The 16,516-nt window shown below is 64.3% G+C and carries 12 protein-coding genes; 6 read left to right on the forward strand and 6 right to left on the reverse strand.

Translation table 11 applies throughout. The annotated features are described in order from the left end of the window. Positions 1-19 precede the first annotated feature (19 nt). A complete protein-coding gene (locus I6F28_RS16565) occupies positions 20-3,829 on the forward strand; it encodes a YhdP family protein (RefSeq protein ID WP_225140343.1) in 3,810 nt (1,269 codons plus the stop codon). 188 nt (positions 3,830-4,017) lie between these two features. Here I6F28_RS16565 and I6F28_RS16570 read toward each other — a convergent pair whose 3' ends face one another. The 4 genes from I6F28_RS16570 to tyrS all read right to left on the reverse strand — a co-directional run bounded on the left by I6F28_RS16570 (position 4,018) and on the right by tyrS (position 9,351). Further along, positions 4,018-5,712 (reverse strand): methyl-accepting chemotaxis protein, encoded by a 1,695-nt coding sequence (locus I6F28_RS16570; protein ID WP_225140344.1) that lies wholly within the window; start codon positions 5,710-5,712, stop codon positions 4,018-4,020. 392 nt (positions 5,713-6,104) lie between these two features. Beyond that, positions 6,105-6,515 carry a DoxX family protein gene (locus tag I6F28_RS16575; RefSeq protein ID WP_036000011.1) on the reverse strand — a complete coding sequence of 137 codons (411 nt, stop codon included), beginning with the start codon at positions 6,513-6,515 and terminating at the stop codon, positions 6,105-6,107. A gap of 228 nt (positions 6,516-6,743) precedes the next feature. Further along, the gene (locus tag I6F28_RS16580) at positions 6,744-8,003 is read right to left on the reverse strand and encodes an MFS transporter (protein WP_225140366.1); all 1,260 of its coding nucleotides are present in this window, start codon (positions 8,001-8,003) and stop codon (positions 6,744-6,746) included. A 97-nt stretch (positions 8,004-8,100) separates the two neighbouring features. Further along, complete coding sequence (gene tyrS / locus I6F28_RS16585) at positions 8,101-9,351, reverse strand: tyrosine--tRNA ligase (RefSeq protein WP_225140345.1); 1,251 nt, start codon at positions 9,349-9,351, stop codon at positions 8,101-8,103. A 158-nt stretch (positions 9,352-9,509) separates the two neighbouring features. Here tyrS and I6F28_RS16590 point away from each other — a divergent pair, with 158 nt between their 5' ends. From I6F28_RS16590 to I6F28_RS16600, 3 genes are all read left to right on the forward strand, one after another. After that, positions 9,510-10,613, forward strand: coding sequence for an anhydro-N-acetylmuramic acid kinase (locus tag I6F28_RS16590; protein WP_109143901.1), 1,104 nt, complete (start codon positions 9,510-9,512; stop codon positions 10,611-10,613). Between the two features lie 324 nt (positions 10,614-10,937). After that, entirely contained in the window at positions 10,938-11,612 is a 675-nt protein-coding gene (locus I6F28_RS16595) for a glutathione S-transferase family protein (protein ID WP_225140346.1), read from the forward strand. Between the two features lie 4 nt (positions 11,613-11,616). Then, complete coding sequence (locus tag I6F28_RS16600; RefSeq protein ID WP_225140347.1) at positions 11,617-11,940, forward strand: DMT family transporter; 324 nt, start codon at positions 11,617-11,619, stop codon at positions 11,938-11,940. Positions 11,941-12,047: 107 nt separating this feature from the next. Here the strand turns inward: I6F28_RS16600 and I6F28_RS16605 are convergent, their stop codons facing one another. Both I6F28_RS16605 and I6F28_RS16610 read right to left on the reverse strand, forming a co-directional pair. Then, a complete protein-coding gene (locus tag I6F28_RS16605; RefSeq protein ID WP_035999994.1) occupies positions 12,048-12,695 on the reverse strand; it encodes an alpha/beta hydrolase in 648 nt (215 codons plus the stop codon). A 348-nt stretch (positions 12,696-13,043) separates the two neighbouring features. After that, positions 13,044-13,883 carry a LytTR family DNA-binding domain-containing protein gene (locus I6F28_RS16610; protein ID WP_225140348.1) on the reverse strand — a complete coding sequence of 280 codons (840 nt, stop codon included), beginning with the start codon at positions 13,881-13,883 and terminating at the stop codon, positions 13,044-13,046. A gap of 189 nt (positions 13,884-14,072) precedes the next feature. Here I6F28_RS16610 and I6F28_RS16615 point away from each other — a divergent pair, with 189 nt between their 5' ends. Together I6F28_RS16615 and I6F28_RS16620 are read left to right on the forward strand one after the other, a co-directional pair. Then, on the forward strand, positions 14,073-15,263 hold the full coding sequence (locus tag I6F28_RS16615) for an acyltransferase family protein (RefSeq protein ID WP_225140367.1): 1,191 nt from the start codon (positions 14,073-14,075) through the stop codon (positions 15,261-15,263). A 52-nt stretch (positions 15,264-15,315) separates the two neighbouring features. Beyond that, a complete protein-coding gene (locus I6F28_RS16620; RefSeq protein ID WP_225140349.1) occupies positions 15,316-16,455 on the forward strand; it encodes a cysteine desulfurase family protein in 1,140 nt (379 codons plus the stop codon). The last annotated feature ends 61 nt before the right edge of the window (positions 16,456-16,516 follow it).

Below are 16,516 nucleotides of genomic sequence, written 5' to 3' on the forward strand. Positions count from 1 at the left end.
CAGCAGGAATATTCGAGGTATGGCGGCAGTGCCGGCGCAGGGAGCATCACTTCCCGCGAACGGCTGCGGTCCCGGCGGCGCTCAGTCCTATGACGGGCGCCTGTATCGAGAGGCAATGGCAAGGAATACGTCGCCCCAGGACTACAACCGGGATTTTGATCGGCGCGGCGGCCAACTCGAGCCGCAGGAATGGGACGACGCCGACTGGGATCCGGATCAGGAAGCGGCTGCGCGCAATCGCGCACGCCGGTTGCTGGCGCGTTCCGGTTCGGGCTTTCTTCGCTTCGGTGGTGGATTTAGCGCGCTGCGCCGCTGGACGGGTGGGGGACGCTGGCTGAAGCGCCTGGCGGTGGCCGTCGCCACCGTCATCGTCATTTTCATCGGCTGCTTCGGTGCGCTGTGGTGGCGGCTCGGTGCCGGTCCCATCAGTCTGGACATCGCAACGCCGTGGCTCGCAGCCGCGATCGAGGACAATATCGGCCACGGCAACACCGTTGAGGTCGGCGGCACTCAGATCGAGCGGGCCGGCCGGGTCCGCGTCGCCGTCCGCATCCGAGACATCATCGTTCGCGACCGCGATCACGCCGTCGTCGCCAGCGCGCCGAAGGCCGAGGTGAGGCTGTCGGGTGCGGCCCTCCTGATGGGGCACCTGCGTGCCGAGAGTCTTAACCTGGTCGATGCCGAGCTCGCCATCCGCATTGCGCCCGATGGCACCGTCACCGTGTCCGCCGGCGACACCGCAAAGCCGCTCGCGACCGGTGTCGCGTCCAAGAAGGATGCGGGCCTGCCGCCGACATTCCCGCGCAGCGGTGTCCCCCCGCCGCCATTCGCGACCGCGCCTGCGAGCCCGGACGCATCGCAGGCCGCACCGCAGGCGACCGCGCAGAGCGGCATCCTTCAGGGCCTCGATTGGCTCGACAGCCTGAGCATGACGGGCCTCGACGGTCAGAACCTCAACGAGATCGGTCTGAAAAACGGCGTCCTGATCGTCGACGATCAGCAGCGCGGCAGCAAATGGTCGTTCGAGAACATCACGCTCAGCCTGAGGCGGCCGAGCCGCGGCGGCGTCGCGCTCAGCCTCGGCGAGCAGGGCGCGCGTCCGTGGCTGCTGCGCGCCACGATCGGACCGGCCGAGAATGGCGTGCGCTCGGTCGACATCAAGGCCGACAAGGTCTCGACCTCCAACATCCTGCTGGCGCTGCGGGTGAAGGACCTCACCTACACCGCCGACCTGCCGCTGACGGGCGAGCTCAAGGGCGAGCTCGGCCGCGACGGCGTGCCGACCTTCTTCCGCGGCAAGATCGCGGCCGGCGCCGGCAATATCATCGATACCGACACGCCCGACTACCCGATGGCAATCGACTCGGCCGAGATCAACGTCGAGTGGGATGCGAACCGGCGGGTGCTGGTCGCGCCGTTCAAGGTTCTCTCCGGCGCGAACCGCCTGACGCTGCTGGCCCATCTCGAGCCACCCAACGGCAACATCAACGACTGGCAGCTCGGCTTCAGCGGCGGTTCGATCCTGCTCGGCGGCATCGACAACGAGCCGCCGCTCGTCTTCAACCGCATCGCGATCGGCTTCCGCTTCGACGCCGACCACAAGCGCATCCTGCTGACACAGGCCGACGTCTCCAACGGCGAGATCGGCGTCGCCGGCACCGGCGCCCTCGACTATTCGGGCGAGCCGCGGCTCACCCTCGGTTTCGCGGGCACGCCGATGTCGGCCTCCGCCTTGAAGCGGATGTGGCCGACGCTGATCGTCCCCGAATTGCGTGAATGGGTGATCGAACGGATCGAGCGCGGCACGCTCCAGCGCATCGAGATCGGCGTCAACTCGCCGACCAGGAACCTGCCACGTAAGGGCCCGCCCATTCCAGACGACGGCCTGTCGGTCAACATCGTGGCGAGCGGCGTTGCGGTGCGGCCCGTGGACGGCATGCCGGTGGTGCGCGATGCCGATCTGAAGGCGCGCGTGACCGGACGGACCGCGACCGTCAACATCGGGCAGGGCGTTGCCGATACCCCCGCGGGCCGCAAGGTCACGATCTCCGATTTCGTGTTCGAGGTGCCCGACATGGCGCCGAAGCCGTCGCCTTCGCGGAGCAGATTCCGTGTGGAAGGGCCGGTGCCCGCGGCCGCTGAAATGCTCGCCAATGATCGGCTGAGCGACCTGTCGGCGACCGTCGTCGATCCCAACACCAGCAAGGGAACGTTCTCGGCGAACATCCAGCTCGGCATGCCGGTCAAGGGCGAGCTGACCAAGGCCGACACCACCTACGCCGTCACCGCCGACCTCAACGGTTTTGCCGCCGACAAGCTGGTGATGAACCAGAAACTGGAAGCCAACAACCTCAAGATATCAGCCAACAACCAGGGCTATCAGGTCAAGGGCGACGTCAAGATCAACGGCCAGGCGGCCTCGCTCGATTATCGCAAGCCGGCCGAGGGCGACGCGGACGTCAGGCTACAGGCGACGCTGGACGATGCCAGCCGCGCGCGGCTCGGCTTCGATCTCAGCCCCGCCATCGTCGGATCGTTGCCGATCAGGCTGTCGGGCAAGATCGCGAGCGGCGCGGACCAGACGACGAAGCTCGGCGTCGAGGCCGATCTGACCTCGGTCAGGCTCGACAACATCCTGCCCGGCTGGGTCAAGCTGCCGGGCAAGTCCGGCAAGGCCAGCTTCAAGGTAGTGCCGACGGCGCAATCGACGCGCTTCGAGGACATCGTCATCGAAGGCGGCGGCGCCTCGATCAAGGGCTCGCTCGAGCTCGACGCGAACGGCGATCTCGTGAACGCGAACTTCCCGACCTACGCGCCGTCCGACGGCGACAAGGCCTCGCTCAGAGTGGAGCGCAGCCAGGACGGTGTGCTGCGCGGCACCATGCGTGGCGACGTGTTCGACGGCCGCGGCTTCCTGAAGTCGGCGATCTCAGGCAATTCCAAGGACGACAAGAACAAGCTGAAGAACGTCGATTTCGACATCGACGTGAAGCTCGGTGCCGTCGCCGGCTTCAACGGCGAGGCCATGCGCAGCCTCGATGCCAAGATGTCGAAGCGCAATGGGGCCATCAAGGCGTTCGCGCTGAGCGGCAAGATCGGCCGCGACACGCCTGTCGCTGCCGACCTGCGCGGCGGCCGCGCCCAGGGCAACCGCGAGGTGATCTACCTGCAAACCAACGACGCCGGCGCGCTGCTGCGCTTCACCGACACCTACACCAAGGCGGTCGGCGGCCAGATGGTGGTGGCGATGGAGCCACCGGCCTCCGAGCCGAACACCGCGCGTGAAGGCCTGATCAATGTCCGCGACTTCACCGTGAAGGGCGAGGCGCAGCTGGAGCGCGTGGCTGCCGGCGCGCCGAACGGCACCGGCAACGGCGTCTCCTTCAGCGCGCTGCGCGCCGAGTTCACCCGGCAGAACGGTGCGCTCACGGTCCGCGACGGCGTGGTCAAGGGGCCGATGATCGGTGCCACCATCGAGGGCTCGATCGACTATCCCGGCAACCAGGTGTGCATGAGCGGCACCTTCGTGCCGATGTACGGCGTCAACAACATCTTCGGCCAGATCCCGCTGTTCGGCATCTTCCTCGGTGGCGGCAACAATGAGGGGCTGATCGGCGTGACCTACGAGGTCGTCGGCACGCCTGCCGCGCCCGTGATGCGCGTCAATCCGATCTCGGCGATGGCGCCGGGCCTGTTCCGCAAGATCTTCGAGTTCAACACCGGCAAGCAGAACTCGCCGTTCGAGGAATTCCCCTCGCATTCAAACGACGGTTCGACCGGATCGACCCGCCAGCTGTCGAGCGGTTGCACCCTCGCGCGGCGGCAGTAGCGGGGCTCGTCGCTTAAGAGCATTCGCAGACGTCCGTCATGCCCGGGCTTGTCCCGGCTGCGCGGCCGAAGCCGCTTCGGCGCGGCGAAGGCCCGGGCATCCACGTTCTTCCTGTCGCGGTGCTAGAAACGTGCATGGCCGGGACAAGCCCGGCCATGACGCAAGTGGAGATATTCGCGCTCGAAGGGCTACGCCGCGCGCACGCCCTTCAGGAACGTGCCGACTTCGCCGGAGAGCTGCTCGGCCTGCTTGGAGAGGTTGCTGGCTGCTGCGAGCACCATGCCGGCAGCGTTGCCGGTCTCGTTGGCCGCCGTGGAGACGCCGCCGATATTGGTGGTGACCTCTTTGGTCGCCTCCGCGGTCTGCGAGACGCTGCGGGCGATCTCGGCGGTGGCGGCGCCTTGCTCCTCGATGGCCCCGCCGATCGAGGTGGCGATGCGGCTGACCTCCTCGATGGTGGCGGTGATGCCGCCGATCGCATCGACAGCTTCCTTGGTGGCGCCCTGGATCTGAGTGATCTTGTCGCCGATCTCGCGGGTGGCTTCCGCGGTCTGGCTCGCCAGCGACTTCACCTCGGAAGCGACCACGGCAAAGCCGCGGCCGGCTTCGCCGGCGCGGGCGGCCTCGATGGTGGCGTTGAGCGCGAGCAGGTTGGTCTGCGCCGCGATGTTGGAGATCAGCTCGGCGACATGCTCGATCTGCTGGGCGCCGTCCGAGAGTGCGCGCACGATGGTGTCGGTGCGGCGGGCGCTGTCCACGGCACGTCCCGTGACCTCGGCCGATTGCGCGACCTGGCGGCTGATCTCGGTGATGGAGGAGGAGAGCTCCTCGGCGGCGGAGGCGACGGTCTGGACGCGCTGGCTGGCCTCATTGGCGGCCGAGCCGACCACGGCGGCGCGGCGATTGGTGCCTTCGGCGGTCGACGACATCGACTTGGCCGTGGTCTCCAATTCACCGGAGCCGGAGGCCATCAGGCCGACGAGCTGGCCGACGGAGGCATCGAAGCGGTCGGCAAGGGCGATCAGGGCCTCGCGCTTCTCCTGCTCGCTGCGGGCCTTGGCCGCGACCTGCTCGGCCTCCAGCGTGCGGGCCGTGAGCGCGGTCTGCCTGAGGATTTCGAGCGTCTCGGCCATGCGGCCGATCTCGTCGCCGCGGTCGGTCTCCTCGACCGGCTTGTCGATGGCGCCTTCGGAAATCGCCTGCATGCGATTCTTCTGACGGTCGAGCGCGCCGAGCACGTCGCGGGCGATCAGCCAGGACAGCGCCGCCATCAGCAGCATCAGGCCGATGCCGATGGCGCCAAGCTCCAGCGTCAAGGCGCGCACATCGGCGTCGATGTCGTCGACATAGAGGCCGTAGCTGATGATGACGTTCCAGGGCGCGAATTTGCGCGCGAACACGGTCTTGCGGACCGGCTCGGTCTGGCCGGGACGGGGGTAGAGATAGGAGGTGACGCCGCCCTGCGCAGTCTCGCTGCCGGCCTTGATGATGGCGTCGGCAATCAGCACGCCGTTTGAATCCTTGGCGCCGGTGATCTTGCCTTCGAGCTGCTGGTTGGCGCCGTTCACAACCAGGGAGCCGTCCGGATTGTAAACCACCGGATAGCCCTGGTTGCCGTTGAAGTTCATGCGGCGGCCGCGCTGGTGGAACAGGCTCTTGGCCTCGGCCGGCGTCAGCTTGCCGGCGGTCACTTCGTCCTGGAGCGCTTGGGCGTAGTTGTAGAGGAGTTCGACGGCGGTCCGCATCTGCTCGACGCGGTCCTCCATCATCCGGCTCTTGCTGAGCACGGCCGATACGCCGATGATGGCTGTGATCGTGAGAGCCGCGAGGCAGACCATGCTGGCAAGCTTGGTGCGGATCTTCAAATGACTCAGCAGTTTCATCACAGCCCCTACGGAATGGTTGTTATTGCTCGCACCGGTAGCATGAAGTTCTTACCAATCATGAATGGAGGCATGCGGCGGCCTGCCGCGCGGACAACGTGCGCAGGCGCGTGCGCAATGGTGCAGGCAAATCGCCGTGCAGACGGACTCCAGCCCGTCTGGGGAAGGGAATCGATCTTGGGTTTTGGCAGCTAGACCGTCTGGACGGACCTGCAATGAATCGATTCGTTCATCGCATCATCATGTCTCTGCTGCTCGTCGCGGCCCTCGTTCTGATCTGGAACGTGCTGGGCGCGCGCTGAGACGGCACCGGAGATCTGCCGGCGCCATCCTCGTGCTTAGCGGATGAGATGTGCTTCAGCGGGGCGCGGATGCGCCCGCCGGTCCGGCGGCTATTTCTTGCCCATCGCTGCGTCGACGCTGACCGGGCCTCCGCCCGCCGCCGAGAGATACAGGCAGGCGAAGCAGAACAGGATCGCCAGGGTGCCGTTGTTCAGCAGCGGCAGGAAGATCGGCGTCTCGCCCCTGAACATGTGGCCCATGAAGTAGGCGAAAGCCATTTCACCGGACAAGATGAAGGCTGCGAGGCGCGAGAACAGGCCGATCATGAGCAGCCCGCCAAGCACCAGTTCGAGCGCACCGGCGGCGCCGTAAAGCGACATCAGCTCGACCTTGGCGAACATTGGGACAGCCGGAAACTTGAACAGCTTGGCGACGCCGTACTGGAACAGCAGCAGGCCGGTGATGAAGCGAAACAGGCTCAGGAGAACCGGTTGAAAGCGAGTGAGATAAGGAAAGTCCATTGGTTTGCCCTCCATCCAATGCTGGACCCAATGCTGCGACTTGGACCGCATTCGCTTCCGCCTCGCAAGCCACCAGGATCAATTCAGCGCTGACATTTTCGTCATGTCGGACAAAACACCGCAATGCGCCGCCACCAGCTGCACGCGACCCTCTTTTTTGCACGTTCGCCTCGCGCTCGTCCGTAGGATTCCGGTGAAACCAGGGTGTGCAGGTTACGTCGGGGAGACCTACTCCCGCAAAGCAGGGACGACCAGGAACGGAATCATTCCGAGGATCACGCTCGCAAGTGCGAAGACGAGCAGGAGATCGTAGCCGTGCGTGGCATCGTGGATCAGGCCGCCGCTCCATGAACCGAAGGCCGAGCCGAGGCCGCTGCCGATCGAGATCGTGCCGAAGATGGTGCCGACGCGTTTGCCGCGAAAGATCTTCATGGCGGTGGCGCTGATCAGCGGCCCGCGGGAGCCCATCATGCTGCCGAAGCAGACGACGAAACCGGTGAGCAGAATGACGTTCGGATAGTACTGCAGCAGCCAGAGCAGAACGATGCCGAGAATCGAGATCGCGTAGCTGAGCAGCACCGACGGCCGGCGTCCGATCAGTCCGTCGAGCGCCGAGACGCCAAGCATGCCGAACACCAGCACGATTCCGGAGAAGCCCCAGGCGGTCGCGGCCTGGAGCGGCGGAAAGCCGGCGTCGATCAGATAGGCCACGATCTGCGCCGCGATCGCATACATGCCGACCGCGGTGAAGAAGAAGGTCGAGAACAGCGCCCAGAATGCGTGGTGGCGCATCGCGCTCGCAAGCGTCCAGCCGCTGTCGACGAAGTCAGGATCGCTCTTCTTGGCGACGTGCGGCGAGCCGGCCGCGAACATGCGCCAGGGCAGCAGCAACAGCGGCGCCAGCAGCCCGAGCGCTGCAAAGCCGAACAGCTGGTAGGTCTCGCGCCAGCCGAGATGATCGATCAGGAGCTGCGAGGCCGGCAGCAAGGCCAGCACGCCGCCGCCCATCGCCGAATAGACCACCGCCATGGCGGTCGGCAGCTTTGGTCCGAACCAGCGACCGAGCAGGATCGAGTTCGGCACATTGCCGATGAAGCCAACGCCGATGCCGACGCAGATGCCGATCGAGAGCTGGAATTGCCAGAGCGCGTGCGCATGGCTCGCGATCAGAAAGGCCGAACCGAGCAGGAGCAAGCCGAGCGCATAGACGAGGCGTGGCCCGGAATGATCGAACAGGCGCCCGACCAGGGGTGCAGTCATGCCGCTGACGAGCCAGGTGAGGGAGTAGATCGAGACGACCTGGGCGCGATCCCAGCCGAGGCTTTCGGAGATCGGCTTGAGGAAGACCGTGAAGCTCTCGCTCAAGCCCCGGCCAAGAACAGCCAGCGTGAAGCAGAGGCCGAGCACGACGAGTGCGGTGCGCACCGCGTCCCGCCGGGTGACTACGGCGCTATCCTTGCTCGCTTCCTTGGGCGTGTTCTGGTCCATTGCCGTCAGGGAGCGCGCATCCGTGCGCCATGACAAGCAGCGAAAAGCTCATGCGCCTATGCAGGCTTGATGAGGACGTGCTTCTTCCGATTCACTATCAATCGGAGCCTAGCGTCAGGATTCCTCTCTTCCTTTTCCCTGTGCTTAGCAACACGCGTCCGTCGTCATCGAAGTCTTCCCTCCGTAGGCGATATTGCGGATCGGTCACAACACGACCACCAAGGTTCATTGCGCCGTCCTTGATGTATTGACGAGCCTGAGCGTTTGAGCTCGAGAAACCAAGCTGCGTATTTGCTGCAGGCAGGGAGTCGCCAACCGAGACGATCAATACTGGAAGGTCAGTACCGAAGCTTCCATATTCGTAGGTCTCCTGTGCTGTGCGTTCTGCTTGCTCTGCGGCAGACCTTCCATGCATCAACGCTGTGGCTTCCCTAGCCAAAATCTTCTTTGCTTCGTTGATCTCGGCGCCTTCGAGACTTGCAAGGCGGGCGATGTCGGTCTGGCGTAGAGTAGTGAAAAGTTTCAAAAACCGTACAACATCCGCGTCTTCGGTGTTGCGCCAGAACTGGTAATATTCGTACGGCTTGAGCATATCGGCGTTCAGCCAAACCGCTCCAGATGCAGTTTTTCCCATCTTGGCGCCAGATGCAGTCGTTAGTAGAGGGCACGTTAAGGCGAACAGTTGAGGTGTGCCCATTCGTCTGCCAAGTTCAATACCGTTGACAATGTTTCCCCATTGATCAGAGCCTCCCATTTGCAAACGGCAGTCGTAACGCTTGTTGAGCTCAACGAAATCGAACGCCTGTAAGATCATGTAGTTGAATTCGATGAAGCTCATCTCTTGGTCTCGCTCCAATCTGAGCCTAACAGAATCCATCGCGAGCATTCGATTGACAGAGAAATGCCTCCCGACGTCGCGCAGCATTTCAATCCAGTTTAGGCGAGTCAGCCACTCAGCATTATCTGGCATGATCGCGTCTCTGGGGCCGGATCCGAATCTGACAAACTCAGGTCTGAATGTGCGGCGGATAGCGTCCTTGTTTGCTTCGATTTGCTCATACGTGAGCAGCTTTCGCGTTTCATCTCGCCCAGAAGGATCTCCAACTCGAGTGGTGCCGCCTCCCATCAGCGTGATTGGCCGATTTCCATACTCCTGCAGCCAATGGAGCATCATTATTGATAGTAAGTGGCCGACGTGGAGCGAGGGCGCTGTGCAGTCATAGCCGACGTAGGCGGTCAGTTCCCCCCGCCTCGCCAAGTCATCCAATGGTTCAACCGGCGCTGAGATTTGATGGATAAAGCCGCGCCACTGCAGCTCTCGCAGAAAATCTGATTTAAATTCAGTCATTTGTGTGCGACTCGGATAGTTCCAAGTTTACGGTGATTGCCGCAAGTTGCGGAACCCTTGCTCCTCGGGCTCCGGCAGTCTAGCTCGCTGTGGCATTATAAGATGTACTTGGTTGATACAAGTCACGCGTCCAGCAGCGACGTCGAGGCGCGCTTAAGATGATGTTGACGGCACTCGGTTTGATGAGCGGCACCTCGCTGGACGGGGTGGATGTCGCGCTGATCGAGACCGACGGAAAGCAGGTGAAGGCGTTCGGGCCGTCCGGTTACCGGCCCTACGGCCCGGCCGAGCGCAACCTGCTGCGCCAGGCGCTGAGCGAGGCCGTGCATCTGCAGCAACGCGACGCCCGCCCGGGCAGTCTGGGCGATGCCGAGCGTGCGGTGACGCAGGCCCATGCCGAAGCGGTCGCGGCCTTCCTCGCCCAGAATCGGATGAGGGCGGAGGACGTCGACATTGTCGGCTTCCACGGCCAGACCGTGCTGCACCGGCCCGAGAGGCGGCTAACGGTGCAGATCGGCGACGCGCCGGCGCTCGCAAGGGCCATCCATATTCCCGTGATGCACGACTTCCGCGCCGCCGACGTCGAGGCTGGCGGGCAGGGCGCCCCGCTCGTGCCGGTTTACCACCGCGCGCTCGCCCATTCGCTGGAGCGCGAAGGGCCGACCGTCGTGGTCAATATCGGCGGCGTCTCCAACATCACCTATATCGACGGCAACGATGCGTTGATCGCCTGCGACACCGGCCCCGGTAACGCGTTGCTGGACGATTTCATGTACCGCACCATGAACCAGTCGTTCGATGCCGAAGGCAAATTCGCCGCGCTCGGCAAGGTGGATGAAGCCTGGATCGCGCGGGCGCTGGAGCTGCCGTTCTTCGCAAGTCCGCCGCCGAAATCACTCGACCGCAACGATTTTGCGGCCCTGCGGCTCGGCGACGTGCTGCCTGCCGACGGCGCGGCGACGCTGACCGCCTTCACCGCGGCCGCGATTGCCCGCATCATTCCGCTGTTGCCGCGGCGGCCGCGCAGCTGGATCGTCTGCGGCGGCGGTGCCCGCAACCTCACCATGCTGCGGATGCTGCGGGAGCGGGTGGGCTCGGCCACGGTCGAGGCGGCCGAAACGCTCGGCTGGGCCTCGGACGCCATCGAGGCCCAGGCCTTCGGCTTTCTCGCGGTCCGCGGCATGAAGGGCCTGCCGCTGTCCTATCCCGCGACCACGGGCGTGCCGATGCCAATGACCGGCGGGGTGATCGCCAGGCCGTAAAGCGGGGTGCCCGCCGGCCAGCTTTGCGAGGAGACCGAACTTGAACGATTCTACGAATGGTTTTCCTCCGGGTCCCTCTGATGGTTTGCGGGGCACCTGTCTCCAATGTCAGCATCCCATCGGCTATCATCATCTGGAGGGCGATAGGTGCAGCTGCAAAGATTGCCACTGCCCGGGATTTGAAGACTATCCCCGTCCGGCAAACTCAAACTCGAAGCTCCCGGGCTAATATTTGGTAGTTAATGCAGGTGCATGGATCTTGACGATTGGATGCAGTTGCATCTATATTGGATGCAGTCGCATCTAACTGCCGGGATCCTTGCCATGACCTCTTCCCTGAAACTGATCAGCCACAAGCTTTGTCCCTATGTGCAGCGCGCGGTGATCGCGCTGAAGGAGAAGGGCGTGCCGGTTGAGCGGATCGACATCGATCTCGCCAACAAGCCCGACTGGTTTCTCAAACTCTCGCCGCTCGGCAAGGTGCCGGTGCTGGTGGTGACGGAGAAGGGCGAGGTCGCGCTGTTCGAGAGCAACGTGATCTGCGAGTACATCGAGGAGACGCAGGCAGGCAGCAGGCTGCATCCGGCGGATCCGTTGCAGCGGGCCGAGCACCGTGCCTGGATGGAATTCGGCTCGGCGATCCTCGGCGACCTCTGGGGCTTGGAGACCACAACCGATCCGGCGACGTTCGAAAGCAAGCGCCAGGCGCTGGTCGCAAAGTTCGCGCGTGTCGAGGCCGCGCTCGGCGCAGGTCCGTTCTTCGCCGGCAATGCGTTCAGTCTGGTCGATGCCGTGTTCGCGCCGATCTTCCGCTACTTCGATCTGTTCGACGCGCTGACAGAGCACGGCATTTTCAACGACGTGCCGAAGGTTCGTGCCTGGCGTGCCGAGCTCGCAAAGCGCCCGAGCGTGCGCAGCGCGGTCGGGGCGGACTATCCGCAGCTCTTGCGCGCCTTCCTCGTGCGCCACGACGCACATCTGCTCAAGCTCGCGGCCTGAGCACATGTCGCAATCAATGGCCTGGCTGTTGCTGGTGATCGCCGGCGCGCTCGATGTCGGCTGGGCGATCTCGATGAAATATGCGGAAGGCTACACGCGGGCAGGCTGGAGCGTTGCTTCGCTGGTGCTGCTTGCGGCCTTCGTCTTTTTGCTCGGACGCGCCTTGAAGGTGCTCGAGGTCGGCGTGGCCTATTCGGTGTGGACCGGCATTGGCGCCGCCGGCACGTTCCTGATGGGCGTGGTGCTGTTCGGCGAGACCTTGAGCGCGATGAAGCTTGCCGGCATCGCGCTCGTCTTGACGGGGATCGTCGCGCTCAAGCTGGCTTGAGCCGCGAACTCAGCCCGTAGCCCGGATGGAGCGAAGCGCAATCCGGGTCTTCTTCCGTGGATAGAGTCTCCCGGATTTCGCGTCGCTCGATCCGGGCTACAGAGTTTTCACCGCACGTTGGCGAGGCGCATGTCGAGATAGGCCGTGATGGTTTCCATCAGCGGCTCGAGCTTGGAGTCGAAGAAGTGGTTGGCGCCGGGGATGATCTGCTGGTCGATCACGATGCCTTTCTGGGTCTTCAGCTTCTCGACCAGCGTGTTGACGTCCTTGGGCGGCACCACCGCATCCTTCTCGCCATGCACGATCAGACCTGAGGACGGGCAGGGCGCGAGGAACGAGAAGTCGTAGAGGTTGGCCGGTGGCGCGATCGAGATGAAGCCCTCGACCTCGGGGCGGCGCATCAAGAGCTGCATGCCGATCCAGGCGCCGAAGGAGAAGCCGGCGACCCAGCAGGCGCGAGCCTCGGGATTGATGGTCTGCGCCCAATCGAGCGCGGCGGCCGCATCGGACAATTCGCCGGTGCCGTGGTCGAACGCGCCCTGGCTGCGGCCGACGCCGCGGAAATTGAAGCGCAGCACCGAGAAGCCGCGATGGGCGAAGGCGTAGTAGCACTGGTACACGATCTGATGGTTCATCGTGCCGTGGAACTGCGGATGCGGATGCAGGATCATCGCGATCGGCGCATTCTTCTGCTTGGCCGGGTGATAGCGGCCCTCGAGGCGGCCGGCGGGGCCGGTGAAAATGACTTCAGGCATCGATGATCTCTGATCTAAGTCCCTTGGAGGTGATCCCTGCGCAATCGTCCGATTGGGACTCTCGCAGCGTTGCCGCCGACGAGAGCACGGATGAAGGGTGGAGAGGCGCGCCCTCGGATGATGCGCGAGTGGCGCGCAGGTGAACTGACGCGCGCTTCTAACACAAGGCCAGGGTCAAAAAGCAAGCTTCTTCGACATCTCTCAATCAGCTCAAGAGCTTAGCCAGTCATTGCATTGTCATCTCTGGCTTGCCTGCCGCGACCTGGACCTGCCTGAATCAACCGAAGCACGGCAAGAGCCGGCCGTCCTGCCGAAGGGTGCTATCCAACTTATTGAAATCACGATTGTTTAGGGGGCGCCTGGGACGATTGCCGCGGGCGCGGTTCGGCTTCCGAGCGACGCGACCGCCGGCCGGTAGCGCCGGCTGCCGCCGAGCGTCTGGCCGTTGTCGAAGGCGAGCTCGAAATCCCCTGATGGCTTGAGGTCCACGCCGCGCACCCGGTCGAGATTGGCGAGCTTGGTCCGGTGGACGCGAACGATGGAAAAGGGCGCCAGCTCGCTTTCCGCCGCTGCCAGCGTGCCCCGTATGAGGTGCTGGGTGCCGTCGGCGAGGCTGTATTCGATGTAATTGCCGGCTGACGCGACCCAGAGGATATCGCGCGGCACCACGCGAATGCGGCTGGTGCCGTCGCGCAGCCAGATCAGATCGGGGGACGATGGCTGCGGCGGGGTGGGCGGCGCCGACGATGCGACTGCCGCGCTCTTCAGCTCACGCCGGCTTTCGAGCAGCCAGATCGTGGCGGCGATCAGAACAAAGGCCACGGCGTCTTTGCGGAATTCATACAGGACCGTCGCGAGCGAGAAACGGAAATCGTAGGCGCCGCCGGCGAGCCAGAGCGCGAGCTTCCGCACCCAGACCATGCCGGTGATGTGGAGGGTGGAGAAGCCGAGCAGAGCGATCGCCCCGATGGCCGCCTGGGCGGCGAGGCCGGCTGTCCGGCGCATGCGGCGCACGGCCAAGACCAGCATCGGCAGCAACAGCAGGATGACGGCGATGCTCGACATCTCCCAGAACAGCCGCCGGCCGATGTCGTAGCTGTCGCCGCGCCAGGCCGCGTCCTGGGCGAACGAAAACGCATTGACTACTCCGATCACGAGCGCGACGGCCGCAATCGCTGCCAACATCATCCGATCGCCGCTGCTGATCCCGAAATGGCAGCGACTCGTCCCAGCTGCCGGCGGCTCATCCCCTCGTGTCCGATTCTGATCCCAAACCGGCTCGACGCGCGCCGCAGGCGGAGCATTTTCGGTGTCAGCCATTTTCGTCAGTCCTGGCCGCAAAACCGCGTTCGTCGTCCCGTCAAGGAGCAGAAAACCATGACAACACCACAGCAATCCCAAAGCTCTGAAAGGCGTATCGACCTGGACTGGGTGCGGATTTTAGCCTTCGCGCTGCTCATCTTCTACCACGTCGGCATGCTCTACGTGTCCTGGGGATTTCACATCAAGAGCACGCACCGGCTGACGTGGCTGGAACCGGTGATGCTCTTCCTCAACCCATGGCGGCTGTCGCTTCTGTTCCTGGTGTCTGGGGTTGCCACCCGCTTCATGCTCGGCAAGTCCAGCCTCGCCTCGCTTGCCGGTGCGCGATCGGCGCGGCTCCTGATCCCGCTCATTTTCGGCATGCTCGTGATCGTGCCGCCGCAGGCCTATCTCCAGATCGTCGAAAGCCTCGGCTATCCCGCCGGCTTCTTCGATTTCTACGCCAGGCACTACTTCGCCTTCGGCGCGCAATTCTGTCCGAAGCCGTGCATCGTGTTGCCGACCTGGAACCACCTCTGGTTCGTGGTCTATCTGTGGGTCTACACCATGGCGTTGATCGGCGTGCTCGCGTTATGGCCGGCCGGAGCTGACTGGCTTGGCCGAAAGCTGGCTCGTGCGCTCACCGGCCCATGGCTCCTGATCGCGCCCTGCCTGCTGTATGCGGCCTGGCGCCTGGTGCTGTTCCCGGCTTTCCCGTCGACACACGCGCTGTTTGGCGACTGGTACAACCACGCGGACCACGCCACGGCCTTCCTGATCGGTTTCCTGCTGGCCAAGCAGGAGGGGATCTGGCGCGAACTCGAACGCCTGCGCTGGGCGGCCCTGCTGGCGGCCGCCGCCTGTTTCGCTGGCTTCATCCTGGTACGCGCCGGCCTGTTTGCGCCGTCGCCCATGCTGAAGTGGTTCGCCGCCTCGGCCTATGGCTGTTATCAATGGCTCGCGATCGCCGTCGTGCTGGGCTTTGCGCGGCGCACCTTCACAGCCGACAGCCCGGCGCGGCGCTATCTGACCGACGCGATCTTCCCGTACTACATCGTGCATCAGACCGCGATCATCGTGATCGCGCATCAATTGCATGGCAGCGGTCTGTCGGCCGGCATCGAAGCGTCCATTGTCATCGTCGGGACCGCGCTCACATGTGTGGCGACCTATGAGATCGTCCGGCGCGTTGCCTGGCTTCGGCCGCTGTTCGGGTTGCGGGCGGTGCCCCGAAGTGTTGCGAGGACGGAGCAACAGCTGGCCTGACGAGCGCACGCCCTCCGATTGGCCGAACGACAAAAGGTGCTAAGAGGGCCAGATGCCGAACCGTGTCTATCTCGACTGGAATGCGACCACGCCGCTGCGCCCCGAGGCGCGGGCAGCGATGGTTGCCGCCTTCGACCTGGTCGGCAATCCATCCTCGGTCCATGCCGAGGGGCGGGAGGCGCGGCGATTGGTCGAAGAGGCGCGCGCGACACTTGCGGCCGCGGTCGGAGCGCAGCCGCGCAACATCATCTTCACCTCTGCTGGAACCGAGGCCAATGCGCTGGCGCTCTCGCCGCGTTTGCGGGGCGCCTCCGGCGGACCTGTCGAGCGGCTGCTGGTCTCGGCGGTCGAGCACGCCTCGGTGCTGGCCGGCGGCCGGTTCCCGGCGGACAAGATCGGGCTGATCCAGGTCACGCGCTCCGGCGTGGTCGACCTCGATCATTTGAAGGCGCTGCTGAAGGGCGGCCCGCCAGCCCTGGTCTCGATCATGGCCGCCAACAACGAGACCGGCGCTCTTCAGCCCGTCACGGAGGCTGCAACCATCGTCCACGAGGTCGGCGGCCTGCTGCATGTCGACGCGATCCAGGCGCTTGGCAAAATACCGTTCGATATCAATTCAGTAGGCGCCGACCTTGCGACCTTTTCTGCGCACAAGATCGGCGGCCCCAAGGGGGTCGGCGCCCTGGCGATGGCCGATGGGATAAGCGGCCTTGAGCCGGTGCTGCGGGGCGGCGGACAGGAGTTCAGCCGCCGGGCCGGAACCGAGAACATTGCCGGGATCGCCGCCTTCGGAGCGGTGGTGAAGGCTGCGCTTCAGGCTATGCCGGAGGATGTGAAGTGTATGGCAAGTCTCAGAGATCGCTTGGAAAATGGCCTCCGCGAGGTTCCCGGGACGACCGTTTTTGCGAAAGACGTGGCGCGGTTACCAAATACCGTCCTCTTGACGGCGCCCGGCTTGAAGGCCGAAACCGCCGTGATCGGCTTCGATCTGGAAGGCATCGCGGTCTCTTCCGGCTCCGCCTGTTCCTCCGGAAAGGTCCAGCCCTCTCACGTCCTGTCCGCGATGGGCTATGATCCCGCGGTGGCCCAGGGAGCGGTGCGTCTCAGTTTGGGCTGGTCCACGGAATCGGCTGACATCAATAGGGCGTTAGAGGCTTGGCGAAAGCTTGGTAATACCCTACTTAAGGGCTGAGCGATGAAACACGGCTTGAACGGTTCTAAGCCCGTGCTTTCCGCAGAGAAATATCGTAATA

The sequence above is a fragment of the Bradyrhizobium sp. NBAIM14 genome (genome assembly GCF_020193895.1).
GTDB classification, from domain to species: domain Bacteria; phylum Pseudomonadota; class Alphaproteobacteria; order Rhizobiales; family Xanthobacteraceae; genus Bradyrhizobium; species Bradyrhizobium yuanmingense.

Bases quoted from the DNA above. Each gene is read 5' to 3' on its own strand.
- I6F28_RS16610 (WP_225140348.1), bottom strand. From the start codon at position 13,883: ATGATGTTGGCAGCGATTGCGGCCGTCGCGCTCGTGATCGGAGTAGTC.
- I6F28_RS16570 (WP_225140344.1), bottom strand. From the start codon at position 5,712: ATGAAACTGCTGAGTCATTTGAAGATCCGCACCAAGCTTGCCAGCATG.
- I6F28_RS16600 (WP_225140347.1), top strand. From the start codon at position 11,617: ATGTCGCAATCAATGGCCTGGCTGTTGCTGGTGATCGCCGGCGCGCTC.
- I6F28_RS16590 (WP_109143901.1), top strand. From the start codon at position 9,510: ATGATGTTGACGGCACTCGGTTTGATGAGCGGCACCTCGCTGGACGGG.
- I6F28_RS16605 (WP_035999994.1), bottom strand. From the start codon at position 12,695: ATGCCTGAAGTCATTTTCACCGGCCCCGCCGGCCGCCTCGAGGGCCGC.
- I6F28_RS16575 (WP_036000011.1), bottom strand. From the start codon at position 6,515: ATGGACTTTCCTTATCTCACTCGCTTTCAACCGGTTCTCCTGAGCCTG.
- I6F28_RS16620 (WP_225140349.1), top strand. From the start codon at position 15,316: ATGCCGAACCGTGTCTATCTCGACTGGAATGCGACCACGCCGCTGCGC.
- tyrS (WP_225140345.1), bottom strand. From the start codon at position 9,351: ATGACTGAATTTAAATCAGATTTTCTGCGAGAGCTGCAGTGGCGCGGC.
- I6F28_RS16565 (WP_225140343.1), top strand. From the start codon at position 20: ATGGCGGCAGTGCCGGCGCAGGGAGCATCACTTCCCGCGAACGGCTGC.
- I6F28_RS16580 (WP_225140366.1), bottom strand. From the start codon at position 8,003: ATGGACCAGAACACGCCCAAGGAAGCGAGCAAGGATAGCGCCGTAGTC.
- I6F28_RS16595 (WP_225140346.1), top strand. From the start codon at position 10,938: ATGACCTCTTCCCTGAAACTGATCAGCCACAAGCTTTGTCCCTATGTG.
- I6F28_RS16615 (WP_225140367.1), top strand. From the start codon at position 14,073: ATGACAACACCACAGCAATCCCAAAGCTCTGAAAGGCGTATCGACCTG.